This is a genomic window from Bordetella sp. H567 (assembly GCF_001704295.1).
GTDB lineage: Bacteria > Pseudomonadota > Gammaproteobacteria > Burkholderiales > Burkholderiaceae_B > Bordetella_C.
Genome location: NZ_CP012334.1, coordinates 3,668,154 through 3,682,935, shown reverse-complemented (window position 1 = coordinate 3,682,935; position 14,782 = coordinate 3,668,154). Strand labels below are relative to the sequence as shown.

Here is a 14,782-nt window from a genome sequence, read left to right as displayed (position 1 = left end):
GAGTCACTCTCCTTGGGGGGCCGGCAATATCGCCTGACGGGGACTACAGGAATCGATCAACCTATGCTTTTCGCGGCTTGCAGGACTTCCTTGGCGTGACCGGGTACCTTGACCCCGCGCCATTCCTGTACCAGCACGCCATAGGCATCGATCAGAAAGGTGCTGCGTTCGATGCCGCGCACCTGTTTGCCATACATGTTTTTCTGCTTGATGACGCCGAACAGGTTGCATACGGTCTCGTCCGGGTCGGTAATCAGCGGAAAGGGAAGTTCGTACTTGCAGCGGAAGTTTTCGTGGGATTTGAGGGAATCGCGGGAAATGCCGACGACCACGCAGCCGGCGGCGAGGAAGGTTTCGTGAAGGTCGCGGAAATCCTGGCTTTCGGTGGTGCAGCCGGGCGTATTGTCCTTGGGGTAGAAATACAGCACCACGGCGCGGCCGCGGCATTGTTCCAGGCTGATCGGCCCGATGGTGCTCTCGGCGGTAAAAAGCGGGGCCGGTTTGCCTATGATCGGCTTCATTATTGGGATTCTCCGGTGGGGATCAGCGCGACGATGACGCGTCGGCCTTCCGACATCAGTATGTTGTAGGTGCGCGCGGCCGCCTGGGTGTCCATGGTTTCGATGCCGATACCGGCTGCCAGCAGGGGGCGCAGCACGTCCGGGCGCAGGAAGCGCTGACGGCTGCCCGTGCCGATGAGCAGCACTTCGGGAGCATTGGGGGGAAGGGCGGGCGCGGTATCGGGCTCGTCCAGGAAGGCGAGCGGATCGCGAACCGGTTCTGGCAGGCCGGCGGCCTGGCGCAATAGTGCGGAAGTGATCTGGTCTGCCGCCTTGACCGGCCATTCGGCGACCGCGCCTTCCGGGCCGAACGCGACCGCGTGGGAAAAACGTACCTGGTTGACTTCGATATATCCGTCACCGTATGCGGTCACGGTATTCAGGGCCGACGCAGGCTCAGTATGCAGCTTCAATAAGGACTCCGGCTTGTTGTGCGGATGATAGCGCATCGCCATGCTGCATGTTGCGCCCTTCACACGGGGGGAAACGCTATTCTCGCTGTTATTTGCCGGCCTGCCCGCCTTCGGCTAGATTATCGGGTTAGCCCCATAATTCCCCACCCGCATCAAGGATTCCCGTCATGAGGAACTTCTCGCGCATCGAGCGCCTGCCGCCTTACGTTTTCAATATCACGGCCGAATTGAAAATGGCGGCACGACGGCGCGGGGAGGACATCATCGACATGTCCATGGGCAACCCGGACGGTGCCACGCCACGCCATATCGTCGACAAGCTGGTCGAGGCCGCCAACCGGCCCGATACCCATGGCTATTCCGTCTCCAAGGGAATTCCGCGGCTGCGCAAGGCGATCTCCGACTGGTACCAGCGGCGCTATGCCGTCGAGATCGATCCGGACAGCGAAGCCATCGTCACCATCGGTTCCAAGGAAGGCCTGGCGCACCTGATGCTGGCCACCCTGGACCGCGGCGACACGGTGCTGGTGCCCAATCCCAGCTACCCCATCCATATCTATGGCGCCGTGATCGCCGGCGCCAACATTCGCTCGGTGCGGATGACGCCGGGGGTGGATTTCTTCGAGGAACTGGAGCGCGCGGTGCGCGAATCCATTCCCAAGCCCAAGATGATGGTGCTGGGCTTTCCCAGCAACCCCACCGCGCAGTGCGTGGACCTGGGCTTTTTCGAGCGCGTCGTGGCGCTGGCCAAGGAGCATGACATCCTGGTGGTGCACGACCTGGCCTATGCCGATATCTGCTTCGACGGTTATGTGGCGCCGTCCATCATGCAAGTGCCCGGCGCGCGCGACGTGGCGGTGGAATTCTTCACCATGAGCAAGAGCTACAACATGGCCGGCTGGCGTATCGGCTTCATGGTGGGCAATCGCGAACTGGTGCATGCGCTGGCGCGCATCAAGAGCTATCACGACTACGGCACTTTCACTCCCATCCAGGTGGCATCGATCGCCGCGCTGGACGGCCCGCAGGATTGTGTCAAGCAGGTGGTGGAACAATACCGCAGCCGGCGCGACGTGCTGGCCCGCGGCCTGCACGAGGCCGGCTGGAATGTGGAGATCCCCAAGGCCTCCATGTATATCTGGGCGCAGATTCCCGAGCCCTACAAGGCCCAGGGTTCGCTGGAGTTTTCCAAGCGGCTGCTGGCGGACGCCAAGGTGGCGGTTTCGCCGGGCATCGGTTTCGGCGAATACGGTGACGATTATGTGCGCTTCGCGCTCATCGAAAACGAACAGCGCACGCGCCAGGCCGTGCGCGGTATCAAGGAAATGTTCCGCAAGGACGGATTGCTGAAATGAACCCCATGAAGGTGGGCCTACTGGGCCTGGGCGTGGTGGGTGGCGGAACCTTCACGGTCCTGTCGCGCAACGCCGAAGAAATCGCACGGCGCGCGGGCCGTCGCATCGAAGTCAGCCACATCGCCGTGCGCGACGCCGCGAAGGCGGCCAGCCGCGTGGGCGACGCGGCGGTGATCACGACCGACCCGTACGAGGTCGTGCGCAATCCGAATATCGAGATTGTCGTCGAACTGATCGGCGGCGATACGCTGGCCCGTGAACTGGTGCTGGAAGCCATCGCCCAGGGCAAGCACGTGGTCACGGCGAACAAGGCGCTGCTGGCCAAGCATGGCAACGAGATTTTCGCGGCGGCATCGGCGCGCGGCGTGATGGTGGCCTTCGAGGCCGCGGTGGCCGGCGGCATTCCCATCATCAAGGCCATACGCGAGGGCCTGACCGCCAACCGTATCGAGTGGGTGGCCGGCATCATCAACGGCACCACCAACTTCATCCTGTCCGAAATGCGTACGCGCGGCCAGCCCTTCGCGGAAGTCCTGGCCGAAGCGCAGCGCCTGGGCTATGCCGAGGCCGATCCCACCTTCGATATCGAAGGCATCGACGCCGCGCACAAGCTGACGCTGCTGGCATCGCTGGCCTTCGGCGTGCCGGTACAGTTCGACAAGGCCTATGTGGAAGGGATTTCCGCGCTGGCGCAGGAAGACATCGCGCATGCCGAACGGCTGGGCTATCGCATCAAGCTGCTGGGCATTACGCGGCGCCGTCCCGACGGCATCGAACTGCGCGTGCATCCGGCGCTTATCCCGGCCGAGCGCTTGCTGGCCAACGTGGAAGGCCCGATGAATGCCGTGCTGGTGCGCGGCGATGCCGTGGGCCCGACGCTGTACTACGGCCAGGGCGCCGGCGAGGAGCCCACGGCGTCGGCCGTGGTGGCCGACCTGGTCGACGTGACGCGCCTGCACACCGCCGACCCGGGCAATCGCGTGCCGCATCTGGCTTTCCAGCCGGAGTCCATGGCCGATACGCCCATCCTGCCCATCGACAAGGTATCGACGTCCTATTACCTGCGATTGCGGGTGGACGACCAGCCCGGCGTGCTGGCGGACATCGCGCGCATCCTGGCGGAACACCGCATTTCCATCGGGTCCATGATCCAGCAGCCCTCGCACATCGGCGGCGCGGACATCATTTTCCTGACGCACGAAGCCGTGGAAGGTGCCATCAACACGGCGATCGGGCGCATCGAAGGGCTGCCCTTCGTGCGTTCGCGCGTCACCCGCATCCGCATGGAGTCCCTGTCATGAAATACGTGTCCACGCGCGGCGGCATGGCGCCGCAGAACTTTTCGGACATCCTGCTCGAAGGCCTGGCGCCGGACGGCGGCCTGGCCGTCCCCGAAGCATTGCCGCGGCTGTCCGCCGAAACGCTGGCATCGTGGCGCGGCCTGCCTTATGCCGACCTGGCGTTCGAGGTGCTGCGCCTGTTCGCCGACGATATTCCGGCCGACGACCTGCATCGCCTCACGCGCGCCGCCTATACCGAAAAAGTGTTCGGCAGCGAGGACATCGTGCCGCTGCGGCCGCTGACGGACGGAATGAGCCTGCTGGGCCTGTCCGATGGCCCGACGCTGGCGTTCAAGGACATGGCCATGCAGTTCCTGGGCCAGGTCTTCGAGTACGTGCTGACCAAGCGCGGCACGACGCTGAACATCCTGGGCGCGACCTCCGGCGATACGGGCTCGGCGGCGGAATACGCGCTGCGCGGCAAGAAGGGCGTGGCGGTATTCATGCTGTCGCCGCATGGCCGGATGAGCTCTTTCCAGCGCGCGCAGATGTATTCGCTGCAGGACGCGAACATCCACAACATCGCCGTGCGCGGCGTATTCGACGATTGCCAGGACATCGTCAAGCTGCTGGCGGCGGACCTGGAGTTCAAGGCGGCCTGCCGGCTGGGCGCGGTCAACTCCATCAACTGGGCGCGCATCGCCGCCCAGGTGGTGTACTACATCCATGGCTGGCTGCGCGCCACGACGCGCGCCGACCAGCAGGTGTCGTTCGCGGTGCCCTCGGGCAATTTCGGCAACATCCTGGCCGGGCATATCGCCCGCCGCATGGGGCTGCCGGTGCGCCGGCTTGTGCTGGCCACCAACGAAAACAACGTGCTGGAGGAGTTCTTCCGCACGGGTGTCTACCGGCCGCGCTCCGCCTTGCATACCTATGCGACCTCCAGCCCCTCCATGGATATTTCACGGGCCTCGAACTTCGAGCGTTTCGTCTACGACCTGGTGGGCGGCGATGCCCCCAGGGTGCAGGCATTGTGGCGCGAGCTGGCCGAAACCGGGCAGTTCGATCTCTCAGCGATGCGGGCCTCGTTCGCCTCGCAGTATGGCTTTGTCGGCGGGGTCAGCACGCATGCCGACAGGCTGGCGACCATACGCTCCACCTATGACGACAGCGGGATGTTGATCGATCCGCACACGGCCGATGGCGTGAAGGTCGCGCGCGCCTACGTGGAACCGGGCGTGCCGATGCTGGTGCTGGAAACGGCGCTGCCGGCGAAGTTTTCCGACACCATCCAGGAAGCACTGGGCCGTCCGGTGCCGCCGCCGGCCGGGCTGGCCGACCTGGAGTCGCTGCCGCAGCGCGTGCAGATCATGGATTGCGACGCGCAAGCCGTGAAGGCCTACGTCAAGACGCACGCGGTGTTGTAGGGCGGGCTGCCGGCCCGCGATCCCATAGCCCTGACTGAGCCATAGGGGCCGCGCGGGCCCGGACGCGAGGCCCGCCTTCAGCGCTGGATGCGCAGGACGTCCGGGTTCACCAGATGGGTCGGCGTGCCGGCGCAGTATGCATTGATGTTGTCGAACGCCGTGCCGAAATAGGCTTCGTAGTTGTCCTTTTCCACGAAGCCCAGGTGTGGCGTGCACAAGGCGTTGTCCATGCCCAGCAGCGGGTGGTCCGCGCCGAGTATGGGCTCGGATTCGAAGGTATCGACCGCCGCATAGCCTGGCCGGCCCGCGCGCAGGGCGGCCTCCAAGACGCCGGGCGCGATCAGTTCGGCGCGGCTGGTGTTGACGATCAGCGCCGTCGTTTTCATGTGGGCCAGGTCGCCGGCGCCGATCACGCCCTGGGTGGCCGGGCCCAGCCGCAGGTGCAGGGTCAGGACGTCGCTGTCCGCAAAGAAATCCTCGCGGCTGGGCGCCACTTCGATGCCGTCCTCGCGTGCCTGGCGGGTGGAATCGGGCCCGCCCCAGACCCAGACCCGCATGCCGAAGGCGCGGCCGTAGCCCGCGACCTGGCGGCCGATGCGGCCGTAGCTCCAGACGCCCAGGCGTTGGCCCCGCAGCTCCTGTCCCAGCGTGCCCTGCCACTTGCCCGCACGCAGGCGGTTCGCTTCGGTCACCAGGTGCCGCCGGCTGGCCAGCATCAGCGCCCAGGTCAGTTCCGCCGTGGCCGCGCCCGAGCCCGATCCTTCCGCCACCGCCACGCCATGCGCCGTGCACGCCGCCACATCGATGTGCGGCGCGACCTTGCCGATCTGGCTGATCAGCCGCAGCCGAGGCAGGCGGCGCAGCAGCGCTTCGCCGACCTGGGTGCGCTCGCGCGTCAGCACGATGGCTTCGGCGTCGCGGAAGCGTTCGGCCAGCGCGTCGATGTCCTTCACGTTGTCATGGAAGACGGTGACGTCGTGGCCGGCCAGCCGGGCATAGCAGTCCAGGCTGCGCACGCAGTCCTGGTAATCGTCGGGAATCGCGATACGCATGGGGTGTCTCGTGGAAATTCATTACGCGCGGCGCAACCCCCTTGAGGATGGGGGCAGACGAACGCCAGCGTTGGAGCGGTGGCGCGCGCCGTGCGGTGCTTGTTGTATGCCGAGTGTAGAGGAAGGGCGCCTGCCCGTGGGGCCGTCATTTCCATGGCGTGGAAATGGCTTGCCGGCCTGCCGCGCATACGCCGTATGGGCGGTGGTTCGGCGTGGCGGGGCGGCAGGGCTAGAATGCCCCGATGAGATCCACGACGATCCTTCCCGAGCCGGATACGGCGGCCCTGCGCATTGAAGGCTTGCGCAAGGGCTACAACGGGCGGCCCATCGTGCACGACCTTTCCTTTTTCCTGCGGCGCGGCGAATGCTATGGGCTGCTGGGCCCCAACGGCGCCGGCAAGACGACCACGCTGCGCACGCTGCTGGGCCTGACGCCGTTCGATCGCGGGCGCATCGAGCTGCTGGGCCATGCCGTGCCGGCCCAGGCCCGGCAGGCGCGCATGGGGGTCGGCGTCGTGCCGCAGATGGACAACCTGGATCCGGATTTCACCGTGGCGGAGAACCTGCTGGTCTTCGGCCGGTATTTCGGCCTGCGCGATGCGCAGATCCGCGAACGCATCCCCGCGCTGCTGGAATTCGCCGCGCTCACAGCCAAGGCGCACGCGCGCATCGGCGAACTCTCCGGCGGCATGAAGCGGCGCCTGACGCTGGCGCGCGCCATGATCAACGACCCCGCGCTGATCGTGATGGACGAGCCCACCACCGGCCTGGATCCGCAGGCGCGCCATCTGATCTGGGAACGCTTGAAGACCCTGCTCTCGCACGGCAAGACCATCCTGCTGACCACGCACTTCATGGACGAGGCCGAACGGCTGTGCGATCGCCTGGGCGTCATCGACCGCGGCCGGATGATTGCCGAAGGCACGCCGACCGCGCTGATCGGGCAGCATGTCGAACCGCAGGTGGTGGAGGTCTATGGCGACGGCTTGCGCGCCTGGCTGGAGCGCGAGCGTGCCATGTTGAACGCGCGCATCGAGGTCAGCGGCGAAACGGCGTTCTGCTATACCCAGGATGCCGAGCCCATCGTTCGCACCTTGCGCGACGCCCCGGGGCTGCGCTACCTGCATCGGCCGGCCAACCTGGAAGATCTGTTCCTGCGGCTGACGGGCCGCGATATGCGCGAGGATACGTAGGGCCATGGAACCCGCCTTGAAGGCAGAAACTTCGCCGTCGACCATGCCGGCCCTGCTGCGCTGGCCTTGGCCGACGGCGCGCAGTTTCGCCGTGATACGCCGCAATTTCCTGGTGTGGCGCAAGACCGCCCTGACCACCACCCTGGGCGATGTGCTGGACCCCATGGTGGCCTTGCTGGCGCTTGGCTACGGCCTGGGGGGCATGCTGCCCGGCGTGGCAGGGGTGCCCTATGTGACTTACCTGTCGGCCGGCTCGATCTGCGTGGGCGCGCTGTACGGCGCGACCTTCGAGGCTACCTACAGCGCGTTCTCGCGCTTGCAGATACAGCGCACCTGGGATGCGATGCTGAATACCCCCCTCAGCCTGGACGACGTGGTGTGGGCCGAGATCCTGTGGGCGGCGGCCAAAGCCATGAAGAGCGGCATCGCCATCTTGCTGGTGGTGATCGCCCTGGATATTTCGCGTGCGCCGACGCTGGCCTGGATACCGCTGATACTGGTGCCGATGGGCGTACTGTTCGCCGCCATGGCCATGATCGTCAGCGCGCTGGCGCGCGGCTACGACTTCTTCATGTACTACTTCACGCTGGTCGTCACGCCCATGGTGTTTCTTTCGGGCGTGTTCTTTCCCGTGTCCCAGCTGCCGGCTCCCCTGGTCGCCGTGATGCGCTGCCTGCCCCTGTCGCCCGCCGTCGATATCCTGCGGCCCCTGGTGCTGGGGCAGCACCCGCCCGCGTTGTGGCGCGACCTCGCCCAGCTGCTGGTCACCGCCGTGGCGGCGGTGTGGGTGGCGGCCGTGTTGATGCGCCGGCGTTTATTGCGATAATTCCCGCTTCGTTTTCCATTCGGGGCGTATGCGCATGGCCGTCATGTTCTCTACCGGGAATTTCCTGGCGATCGGTATCGGTGCCGCCCTGGGCGCGTGGCTGCGCTGGGTCCTGGGGCTGTTCTTCAATGCCGGCGGGTGGCCTTGGGGCACGATGGCGGCGAATCTGGCCGGCGGCTATCTGATCGGCGTGATGGTCGCCCTGATCGCGGCGCACCCCGACTGGCCGGCGTGGATACGGCTGGCATGCATCACCGGCTTCCTGGGTGGGCTGACGACCTTCTCGACCTTTTCGGCGGAAACGGTCGCCTTCGTGGAAGAGGGCGCATACGGGATGGCGTTGGCCTATGCGGGCGCCAGCCTGGCGGGGTCGATGTTATTGACGGCAGCGGGGCTTTGTACGGTTCGCAGCCTGGCCTGATCCTGCGCCGCACCGGCGGTCGCGGGTGCGAGATGGGCATGCACGTGGCGGGGCAAGGTGCCGCGTGTATCTCACGTGGCGCGGGAGATGAGGGCATCCGCCGCGCGCAGGCCGCTGCGCACCGCGCCTTCCAGCACGCCGGGATAGCCCGTATCCGTCCAATCGCCGGCCAGCGCGAGTGTGGGCCATGCCGTTTTTTGCGCGGGGCGCGCCAGGCCCGGCACGGCCAGGAAGGTCGCGCGCTTATCGATGAACAAGGCCGTACCCACCACGCGGGGCATGGCCGGCAACCCACCACGCATACCGTGCTCGCTCACCTGCTCTATGAGCGACCGAGTGGCTTGCTCGCGGTCCTGTTCGGCCAGCGCGGTCGCCGCGCTGACCACGATAGTCAGTTCCGTGTGGCCGGTATGCTGCCCCGCCAGCGATGTCCTGTCGAATATCCATTGCCCGTAGTGGCCGCGCGCAGGATCGTCGGCCAGCATCATCATGGCGCGCGGCAGCCTCCACGGCGCATCCAGCTTCAATGTCAAGGTAGCGATCGGCGCGTGCCGCATATCGGCCAAGCCCGCCGCCAATTCATGGGCGGGGCCGCGCGCCAGTATTCGCGCCGCGACAGACGGCGGGACGGCAATCACCGCCGCCTCATGGCGCTCGCCGTCGATGTCCACGCCGTTCGCATCGGGAGCCGCCGTGTGCACGGCATGGCCGTAGCGCATGGTCAGGCGCGCCGCCGCGGCCTCCGGCCACAAGGAGGACAAGTCCGTACGCGGCAGAAGGACATCGGTGGCGGCGCGGGGCCCGCCCAGGCTGTCGCGCAACACGTTGGCATAAAGCTGGGCGCAGGCGAGCTCGACGGGCGTATTGAGCGCGGCCAGGCACAGCGGCTCCCACAGCAAGCGCGTGGCGCGCGCCGGCTGGGCGTAGCGGGCCAGCAGGTTTTTGACGGTTTCGTTCCGCGGCACGCGCCAGTGCGCGCCGCGCAGGCCACGCATCAGGCGCAGGCAGGCCAGCCGATCGGGCCAGGGCAGGCCGCGCGCCGAGAGCAGGGCCACCGCGGCATGCCACGGCGCCGGCAGGCGGGGCGCGGCCAGCGTGAAGCCGCCGTCCAGCGCGGCCAGGCATAGCGGCTGGCGTACAAGCAGCGTATCGGGATCGCATCCCAGGCGCCGCATCAATGCCAGGGTGTCGGTATAGGCGCCCAGCAGGATATGCTGGCCGTTGTCCAGCGGCGTGGCGAATCCGTCGTGGGGCAGGTGCTGCACCCGTTTCGCGCGGCCGCCGGGCGTGTGGGCGGCTTCGTACACCGTGACCGCGCAGCCCGCGTCGTGCAAGGTGGTTGCCGCGGCCAGGCCCGCCCAGCCCGCGCCGACGACCGCGACCTTCATCGAGACAACCGGCGCACGAGTCCCCGTCCGCCGCCCACCCAGGTTTTCCATGCCAGCCACAGCTTGCGCACGGGGGTCAGCGAAATACGCTGGTGCAGGACCTGCCAGTCGTCGCGTTCGATTTCATCCAGCAGGGCGTGGTAGATCGCCGCCATCATCAGGCCGGGCCGCTGCGCCCGCCGGTCGGCCTCGGGCAGGGCCGACATCGCCTCCTTGTACAGCGCACGCGCGCGCGCGGCCTGGAAGGCCATCAAGGCGCTGAAGCCGGGCGAGTACCTGCCGTTCAGGATATCCGCCGCCTTGACGTCGAATTGCTGCAGTTCGTCGACGGGTAGGTAGATGCGGCCGCGCCGGGCATCGTCGCCCACATCGCGGATGATGTTGGTCATCTGGAAGGCCAGGCCCAGTTTTTCGGCATAGGCCAGGGTGGACGGATCGGTGTAGCCGAAAATGCGGGCCGACATTTCCCCGATGACGCCCGCCACGTGCCAGCAGTATTTGCGCAGGCCCGGCCAGTCCAGGTAGCGCGTCTGGTCCAGGTCCATTTCCATGCCGTCGACGACCGCCAGCATGCGGTCGCGCGGGATGCCGTAGGCCTGCAGATGCGGGGCCAACGCGCGGGTCACCGGGTGTTCCGGCGCGCCGCCGTACAGGCGGTCGATCTCGGTGCGCCACCATGCCAGCTTGATGCGCGCCACCGACACATCGCTGACTTCGTCGACCACGTCGTCGACTTCGCGGCCGAAGGCGTACAGCGCGGTGATCGCGCGCCGCCGTTCCGGCGGCAGGAAGAGAAAGGCGTAGTAGAAGCTGGATCCGCTCTTGGCGGCCTTGTCCTGGCAATATTCGTCGGGAGTCATGTCACCTGAAAGCGCGCCACATCATGACGCCCCAATCCCTCGCGCCCAGTTCCGGGCGATTCATGAACACGTCGTAGCGTGCCCGCTCGATGCGTTCCAGTATACGGAGTCCTCCCTGTACCACCAGGCGCAGTTCCAGGCCGATGCGGCCAGGCAGCCTGCGGGCCAGGGGGGCGCCGGAGTGTAACAGCGCGCGCGTCCGGGCGACCATCTCGGCCATCAGCGCTTCCCAGGCCGGCGCCAGCCGGCAGGTGGCGATGTCCTCTTCCGTCACGCCGTGGCGGCACAGCGCATCCTGCGGCAGGTACACGCGTTCCTTGCGCCAATCGATGTGCACGTCCTGCCAGAAATTGACCAATTGCAGGCCCGTGCAGATGGCGTCGGCATCGCGCAGGTTGTCCGGGCCCGCGGCGCCGTACAGGTGCAGCATCAGGCGCCCGACGGGATTGGCCGAGCGGGCGCAGTAATCCAGCAGCGCGGCCTCGTCGGCATAGCGCTTGACCGTCACGTCCTGCTCGAAGGCGGAGAGCAGGTCGTAGAAAGGCGTAATCGGCAATTGATGGCGCGCGATGGTGGCGGCCAAGGGGTCGAAGATGGCAGCCAGCGCCGGATCGGCCACCACGCGCGCGCCGGGCTTGCCCTGGGCGATGCGATGCAGCTCGTCCCGATAGGCCGCCAGCGCGGCAAGGCGGCTGGCATCGTCCGCGCTGCCTTCATCGGCGATGTCGTCGGCACTGCGCGCGAAACGGTAGATATCGCCGACCGCCGCGCGCAGCCGGCGCGGCAGCAGGATGGATGCAACGGGGAAGTTCTCGTAATGATCGACGGCCATAGCGGTGGGCGCGAGCCCGGTCCATGCGGATCGGGCATTTTATGCCGGCCGCGTGGCGGCAAAGGTGGATCGGGTAGACTTACCGGGCTTCAGGATAGCCGCGATGCCACGACCGATTTCCGTCACTATTTCCGTCTCCGCCCTGGCCCACAACCTTGCCGTCGTCCGCCAGCATCTTCACCAGGCCGCCGCGTCGGCATCCGCGGCGGACGGCACGCAATGGGCACCGCCCGCCATCTGGGCCGTGATCAAGGCGCACAGCTACGGCCATGGCACGCCGCAAGGCGTGCAAGGGTTCGCGCAGGCCGACGGCCTAGCCATGCTGGACCTGGCGGAAGCCCTGGAGTGCCGCGAATCCGGCTTCTCGCGCCCCATCCTGCTGCTGGAAGGCTTTTTCGAACCCGGCGATCTGGAGCTGGCCGAGCAATACCGCCTGACCTCGGTCGTGCATTGCCGCGAACAGCTGGACATGCTGGCGCGTGCCCGGCCCGCGCGCGCCCTGGACGTGTTCGTCAAGCTGAACAGCGGGATGAACCGGCTGGGCTTCGCCCCGGACGCCTATGGCGCCGCGCATGCCCGGGCGCTGGAATTGCAGCAACAGGGCATCCTGGGCAGCGTCGGGCGCATGACCCATTTCGCCAACGCCGACGCGCCTGGCGGCGTGGCGCGCCAGCTGGAGGTATTCGAGCGCGTCACGGGCGGGCTGCCCGGTCCGGTGAGCATATCGAATTCGGCCGCCACGCTGCGCTATCCGGAGATCGCCCTGGCGCGTCCCGGCACGGAAAGCTGGGTGCGTCCCGGCATCTGCCTGTATGGCGCATCGCCGTTCGCCGATGCCGACGCCGCCTCCTTCGGCCTGAAGCCGGCGATGTCGCTGCGTTCGCGCATCATTGCCACGCAGCAGCTGCGTGCCGGCGATGCCGTGGGATATGGCAGCCTCTATACGGCGGATGCGCCGACGCGGATCGGCGTTGTGGCCTGTGGCTATGCGGACGGCTATCCTCGTCACGCCGGTACCGGCACACCGATCGTGGTAGGGGGGATACGCACCCGCGTCCTGGGGCGGGTTTCCATGGACATGCTGGCCGTGGACCTCACACCCGTGCCGGACGCCGGCATCGGCACGCCGGTTTCCCTGTGGGGGGCCGACGGCCCTTCAGTGGACGAAGTGGCGCAGGCGGCCGGCACCATCGGCTACGAACTGCTGTGCGCCTTGGCCACCCGCGTGCCGGTGCGCACGACAGCCTGAACTCTCTTATCGCGTCTGCGCCAGTTCGGCGCGTATCCGGTCGCCGTCCTCGTCGATCATCGGTGCGCGCTCGTGGAAGGCGGGATCGAAGCCGGGCCGTGCAAGGACGGGCGTGCGCACCGCCCGGTATGCGAAGCCGTCCGCCTGCACATTGACGAACACGCCGCGCGCCTTCAGCTGCTCGCTGTCGGCCATTTCCGGAATGGTGTTGATCGGGCTGCACGGGATGCCGGCCGCGCCGATGATTTTCATCCAGTGCTCGCGGCCCGCCTTGCCCAGATGCGCTTCCAGTTCACGCTTGAGCGCTTCGCCGTTGGCCAGGCGGTCCTTGGGCGTGAGGTACAGCGGGTGCTCGGCCAGCGCCGGCAAGCCGATGGCCTTCACCAGGTTGCGGTACATCGCATCGCCCACGGTGCAGATGACGATATAGCCGTCCGCGCAGGAAAAGGTGTCGAAAGGCGTGATGAGGGGGTGGCGCGAGCCGACACGTCCCGGCTCCTCGCCCGTCACGTTGTGGCGCATGTAATGGCTTTCCAGCAGCGCCACCTGGCAATCCAGCATCGCGACGTCGACCCGGCTGCCGCGCCCGGTGCGGCGGCGCTCGTTGACCGCGGCCACGATGGCCAGCGCCGCGTAGACACCGGCGCACAGGTCGCCGATGGAGGTTCCGACCCGCGTGGGCGGACCGTCGGGGTAGCCATTGATGCTCATCATGCCGCTGAGTGCCTGCACGACCAGGTCGTAGGCGGGCAAGTCGCGCCAGGGGCCTGTCTGGCCGAAGCCGGATATGGATCCGTAGACCAGCGAGGGATACCGCTCGGCAATGAAGTCGGCGGAGTAGCCCAGTTTGTCCATCACGCCGGGCCGGAAGTTCTCCACCAGGATGTCCGCCCCTTCCAGCATGTTTTCCAGAACGGCGCGGTGCTCGGGGTTCTTCAGGTCCAGCGCGATCGATTCCTTGCCGCGATTGATGGACATGAAGTACGCGGATTTCCCGTCTTCGATGGGCGGCACGTAGCGCGAGTCGTCGCCGTTGCCCGGGCTCTCGATCTTGATGACGCGAGCGCCGAGGTCGGCCAGCAGCAGCGTGCAGTAAGGGCCGGACAGATAGCGTGTCAGGTCGACCACGATCAGGTCGCTCAGGGGACCAGTCTTGCCGGAACGGGAAAGTGCCATCAATGCCTCTCTAGGTTTCCTCGGATGGGAGGGATGCCGCCCGGTTCGTGTCCGCAATGAACTCGTCGGGCAATGTCATAAGGAATTCAGCGAACGACCTGCCGGCCACGGCGATGTGGTCGACCGCGGCGCGGAACGCCGCCATTTCGTCCTGCTTTTCGATCGCTTCCAGGATGCGCCGGTGGTCGGCCGCGGACTCGGTCATCCGGCCGGACTGGTGGAAGTTGTTGCGCCGGTACAGCTGCGAGCGCTTGCGCAGGATGGTGACCTCGCGGGTCAGGAATTCATTGCGGCAACTGGCGTACAGCAGCTCATGGAACGCCATGTTCTCGCGGGCGTAGGCCTCGACATCCCCCTGCGTGGCGGCCACATCGCAGCGGTCCACGATTTCGCGCAACAGGGGCAGGGCTTCGGGTGCCATGCGCCGGGCGGCGAGCATCGCGCATAGCCCCTCCTGGTAGGCGAGCAGTTCCAGCAGCGCAAGCAGGTCCTTGCTCGACAGCTTGGCGACGAAGGCCCCGCCGCGGGGAACCCGATAGGCCAGGCCCTGGACCTCCAGCAGCTGGATGGCCTCCCGGATGGGCGTGCGGGACACGCCGTAGCGCTCCGCGAGGACGAGTTCGTCCAGCGCTTCGCCGGGCGCATAGGTGCCGGCAAGCATGTCTTCCTCGATCTTGGCGCGGATGACCAGCGCGAAGTTGGTTTTCGTCTTCTCTTTCATATTGCAGATTCCACGGTATAAATTATAGA

General features: G+C 66.8%; 15 protein-coding genes. 7 read left to right on the top strand and 8 right to left on the bottom strand.

Annotated features, from left to right (window positions below; genetic code table 11):
- Positions 1–56 precede the first annotated feature (56 nt).
- Positions 57–521: a peroxiredoxin gene (locus AKI39_RS16520; RefSeq protein ID WP_066638288.1), complete on the bottom strand. Its 465-nt coding sequence runs from the start codon at positions 519–521 to the stop codon at positions 57–59.
- Positions 521–973 carry an Mth938-like domain-containing protein gene (locus AKI39_RS16515; protein WP_066643168.1) on the bottom strand — a complete coding sequence of 151 codons (453 nt, stop codon included), beginning with the start codon at positions 971–973 and terminating at the stop codon, positions 521–523. Before AKI39_RS16515 ends, AKI39_RS16520 begins: the two co-directional genes overlap by 1 nt.
- A 167-nt stretch (positions 974–1,140) precedes the next feature.
- On the opposite strand from AKI39_RS16515, the gene alaC reads away from it, so the two are divergent.
- From alaC to thrC, 3 genes are read left to right on the top strand one after another with little or no spacing between them, the layout of a single operon-like run.
- A complete protein-coding gene (alaC, locus tag AKI39_RS16510; protein WP_066638285.1) occupies positions 1,141–2,328 on the top strand; it encodes an alanine transaminase in 1,188 nt (395 codons plus the stop codon).
- Positions 2,325–3,629, top strand: a complete 1,305-nt coding sequence (locus tag AKI39_RS16505) for a homoserine dehydrogenase (protein ID WP_066638282.1) — start codon at positions 2,325–2,327, stop codon at positions 3,627–3,629. The genes alaC and AKI39_RS16505 overlap by 4 nt, the downstream gene beginning before the upstream one ends.
- Positions 3,626–5,035: a threonine synthase gene (gene thrC / locus AKI39_RS16500; protein WP_066638279.1), complete on the top strand. Its 1,410-nt coding sequence runs from the start codon at positions 3,626–3,628 to the stop codon at positions 5,033–5,035. The genes AKI39_RS16505 and thrC overlap by 4 nt, the downstream gene beginning before the upstream one ends.
- 77 nt (positions 5,036–5,112) lie before the next feature.
- Here the strand turns inward: thrC and AKI39_RS16495 are convergent, their stop codons facing one another.
- Positions 5,113–6,087, bottom strand: a complete 975-nt coding sequence (locus tag AKI39_RS16495; RefSeq protein ID WP_066638276.1) for a D-2-hydroxyacid dehydrogenase family protein — start codon at positions 6,085–6,087, stop codon at positions 5,113–5,115.
- 242 nt (positions 6,088–6,329) lie between these two features.
- Between AKI39_RS16495 and AKI39_RS16490 the strand changes: the two genes are divergently transcribed.
- Genes AKI39_RS16490 through crcB form a run of 3 tightly spaced genes read left to right on the top strand, consistent with a single transcriptional unit; the run spans position 6,330 to position 8,527 of the window.
- The gene (locus AKI39_RS16490; protein ID WP_083228889.1) at positions 6,330–7,280 is read left to right on the top strand and encodes an ATP-binding cassette domain-containing protein; all 951 of its coding nucleotides are present in this window, start codon (positions 6,330–6,332) and stop codon (positions 7,278–7,280) included.
- Positions 7,281–7,323: 43 nt separating this feature from the next.
- Positions 7,324–8,106, top strand: a complete 783-nt coding sequence (locus tag AKI39_RS16485; RefSeq protein WP_066643163.1) for an ABC transporter permease — start codon at positions 7,324–7,326, stop codon at positions 8,104–8,106.
- 34 nt (positions 8,107–8,140) lie between these two features.
- Positions 8,141–8,527 carry a fluoride efflux transporter CrcB gene (gene crcB, locus AKI39_RS16480; RefSeq protein ID WP_145925294.1) on the top strand — a complete coding sequence of 129 codons (387 nt, stop codon included), beginning with the start codon at positions 8,141–8,143 and terminating at the stop codon, positions 8,525–8,527.
- A gap of 71 nt (positions 8,528–8,598) precedes the next feature.
- Here the strand turns inward: crcB and hpnE are convergent, their stop codons facing one another.
- Genes hpnE through hpnC form a run of 3 tightly spaced genes read right to left on the bottom strand, consistent with a single transcriptional unit; the run spans position 8,599 to position 11,607 of the window.
- Positions 8,599–9,915 (bottom strand): hydroxysqualene dehydroxylase HpnE, encoded by a 1,317-nt coding sequence (gene hpnE, locus AKI39_RS16475; RefSeq protein ID WP_066638273.1) that lies wholly within the window; start codon positions 9,913–9,915, stop codon positions 8,599–8,601.
- Positions 9,912–10,775, bottom strand: coding sequence for a presqualene diphosphate synthase HpnD (hpnD, locus tag AKI39_RS16470; protein ID WP_066638271.1), 864 nt, complete (start codon positions 10,773–10,775; stop codon positions 9,912–9,914). The genes hpnE and hpnD overlap by 4 nt, the downstream gene beginning before the upstream one ends.
- 1 nt (position 10,776) lies before the next feature.
- Positions 10,777–11,607, bottom strand: a complete 831-nt coding sequence (gene hpnC / locus AKI39_RS16465) for a squalene synthase HpnC (RefSeq protein ID WP_066638270.1) — start codon at positions 11,605–11,607, stop codon at positions 10,777–10,779.
- 103 nt (positions 11,608–11,710) lie between these two features.
- Between hpnC and alr the strand changes: the two genes are divergently transcribed.
- Positions 11,711–12,856, top strand: coding sequence for an alanine racemase (alr, locus tag AKI39_RS16460; RefSeq protein ID WP_066638268.1), 1,146 nt, complete (start codon positions 11,711–11,713; stop codon positions 12,854–12,856).
- A 6-nt stretch (positions 12,857–12,862) separates the two neighbouring features.
- Here the strand turns inward: alr and AKI39_RS16455 are convergent, their stop codons facing one another.
- Together AKI39_RS16455 and AKI39_RS16450 are read right to left on the bottom strand one after the other, a co-directional pair.
- Positions 12,863–14,032: a CaiB/BaiF CoA transferase family protein gene (locus AKI39_RS16455; RefSeq protein ID WP_066638266.1), complete on the bottom strand. Its 1,170-nt coding sequence runs from the start codon at positions 14,030–14,032 to the stop codon at positions 12,863–12,865.
- 10 nt (positions 14,033–14,042) lie between these two features.
- Positions 14,043–14,753, bottom strand: a complete 711-nt coding sequence (locus AKI39_RS16450; protein WP_066638264.1) for a GntR family transcriptional regulator — start codon at positions 14,751–14,753, stop codon at positions 14,043–14,045.
- Between the last annotated feature and the right edge of the window lie 29 nt (positions 14,754–14,782).

Bases quoted from the DNA above. Each gene is read 5' to 3' on its own strand.
- AKI39_RS16520 (WP_066638288.1), bottom strand. From the start codon at position 521: ATGAAGCCGATCATAGGCAAACCGGCCCCGCTTTTTACCGCCGAGAGC.
- alaC (WP_066638285.1), top strand. From the start codon at position 1,141: ATGAGGAACTTCTCGCGCATCGAGCGCCTGCCGCCTTACGTTTTCAAT.
- AKI39_RS16505 (WP_066638282.1), top strand. From the start codon at position 2,325: ATGAACCCCATGAAGGTGGGCCTACTGGGCCTGGGCGTGGTGGGTGGC.
- thrC (WP_066638279.1), top strand. From the start codon at position 3,626: ATGAAATACGTGTCCACGCGCGGCGGCATGGCGCCGCAGAACTTTTCG.
- AKI39_RS16495 (WP_066638276.1), bottom strand. From the start codon at position 6,087: ATGCGTATCGCGATTCCCGACGATTACCAGGACTGCGTGCGCAGCCTG.
- AKI39_RS16490 (WP_083228889.1), top strand. From the start codon at position 6,330: ATGAGATCCACGACGATCCTTCCCGAGCCGGATACGGCGGCCCTGCGC.
- AKI39_RS16485 (WP_066643163.1), top strand. From the start codon at position 7,324: ATGCCGGCCCTGCTGCGCTGGCCTTGGCCGACGGCGCGCAGTTTCGCC.
- crcB (WP_145925294.1), top strand. From the start codon at position 8,141: ATGGCCGTCATGTTCTCTACCGGGAATTTCCTGGCGATCGGTATCGGT.
- hpnE (WP_066638273.1), bottom strand. From the start codon at position 9,915: ATGAAGGTCGCGGTCGTCGGCGCGGGCTGGGCGGGCCTGGCCGCGGCA.
- hpnD (WP_066638271.1), bottom strand. From the start codon at position 10,775: ATGACTCCCGACGAATATTGCCAGGACAAGGCCGCCAAGAGCGGATCC.
- hpnC (WP_066638270.1), bottom strand. From the start codon at position 11,607: ATGGCCGTCGATCATTACGAGAACTTCCCCGTTGCATCCATCCTGCTG.
- alr (WP_066638268.1), top strand. From the start codon at position 11,711: ATGCCACGACCGATTTCCGTCACTATTTCCGTCTCCGCCCTGGCCCAC.
- AKI39_RS16455 (WP_066638266.1), bottom strand. From the start codon at position 14,032: ATGGCACTTTCCCGTTCCGGCAAGACTGGTCCCCTGAGCGACCTGATC.
- AKI39_RS16450 (WP_066638264.1), bottom strand. From the start codon at position 14,753: ATGAAAGAGAAGACGAAAACCAACTTCGCGCTGGTCATCCGCGCCAAG.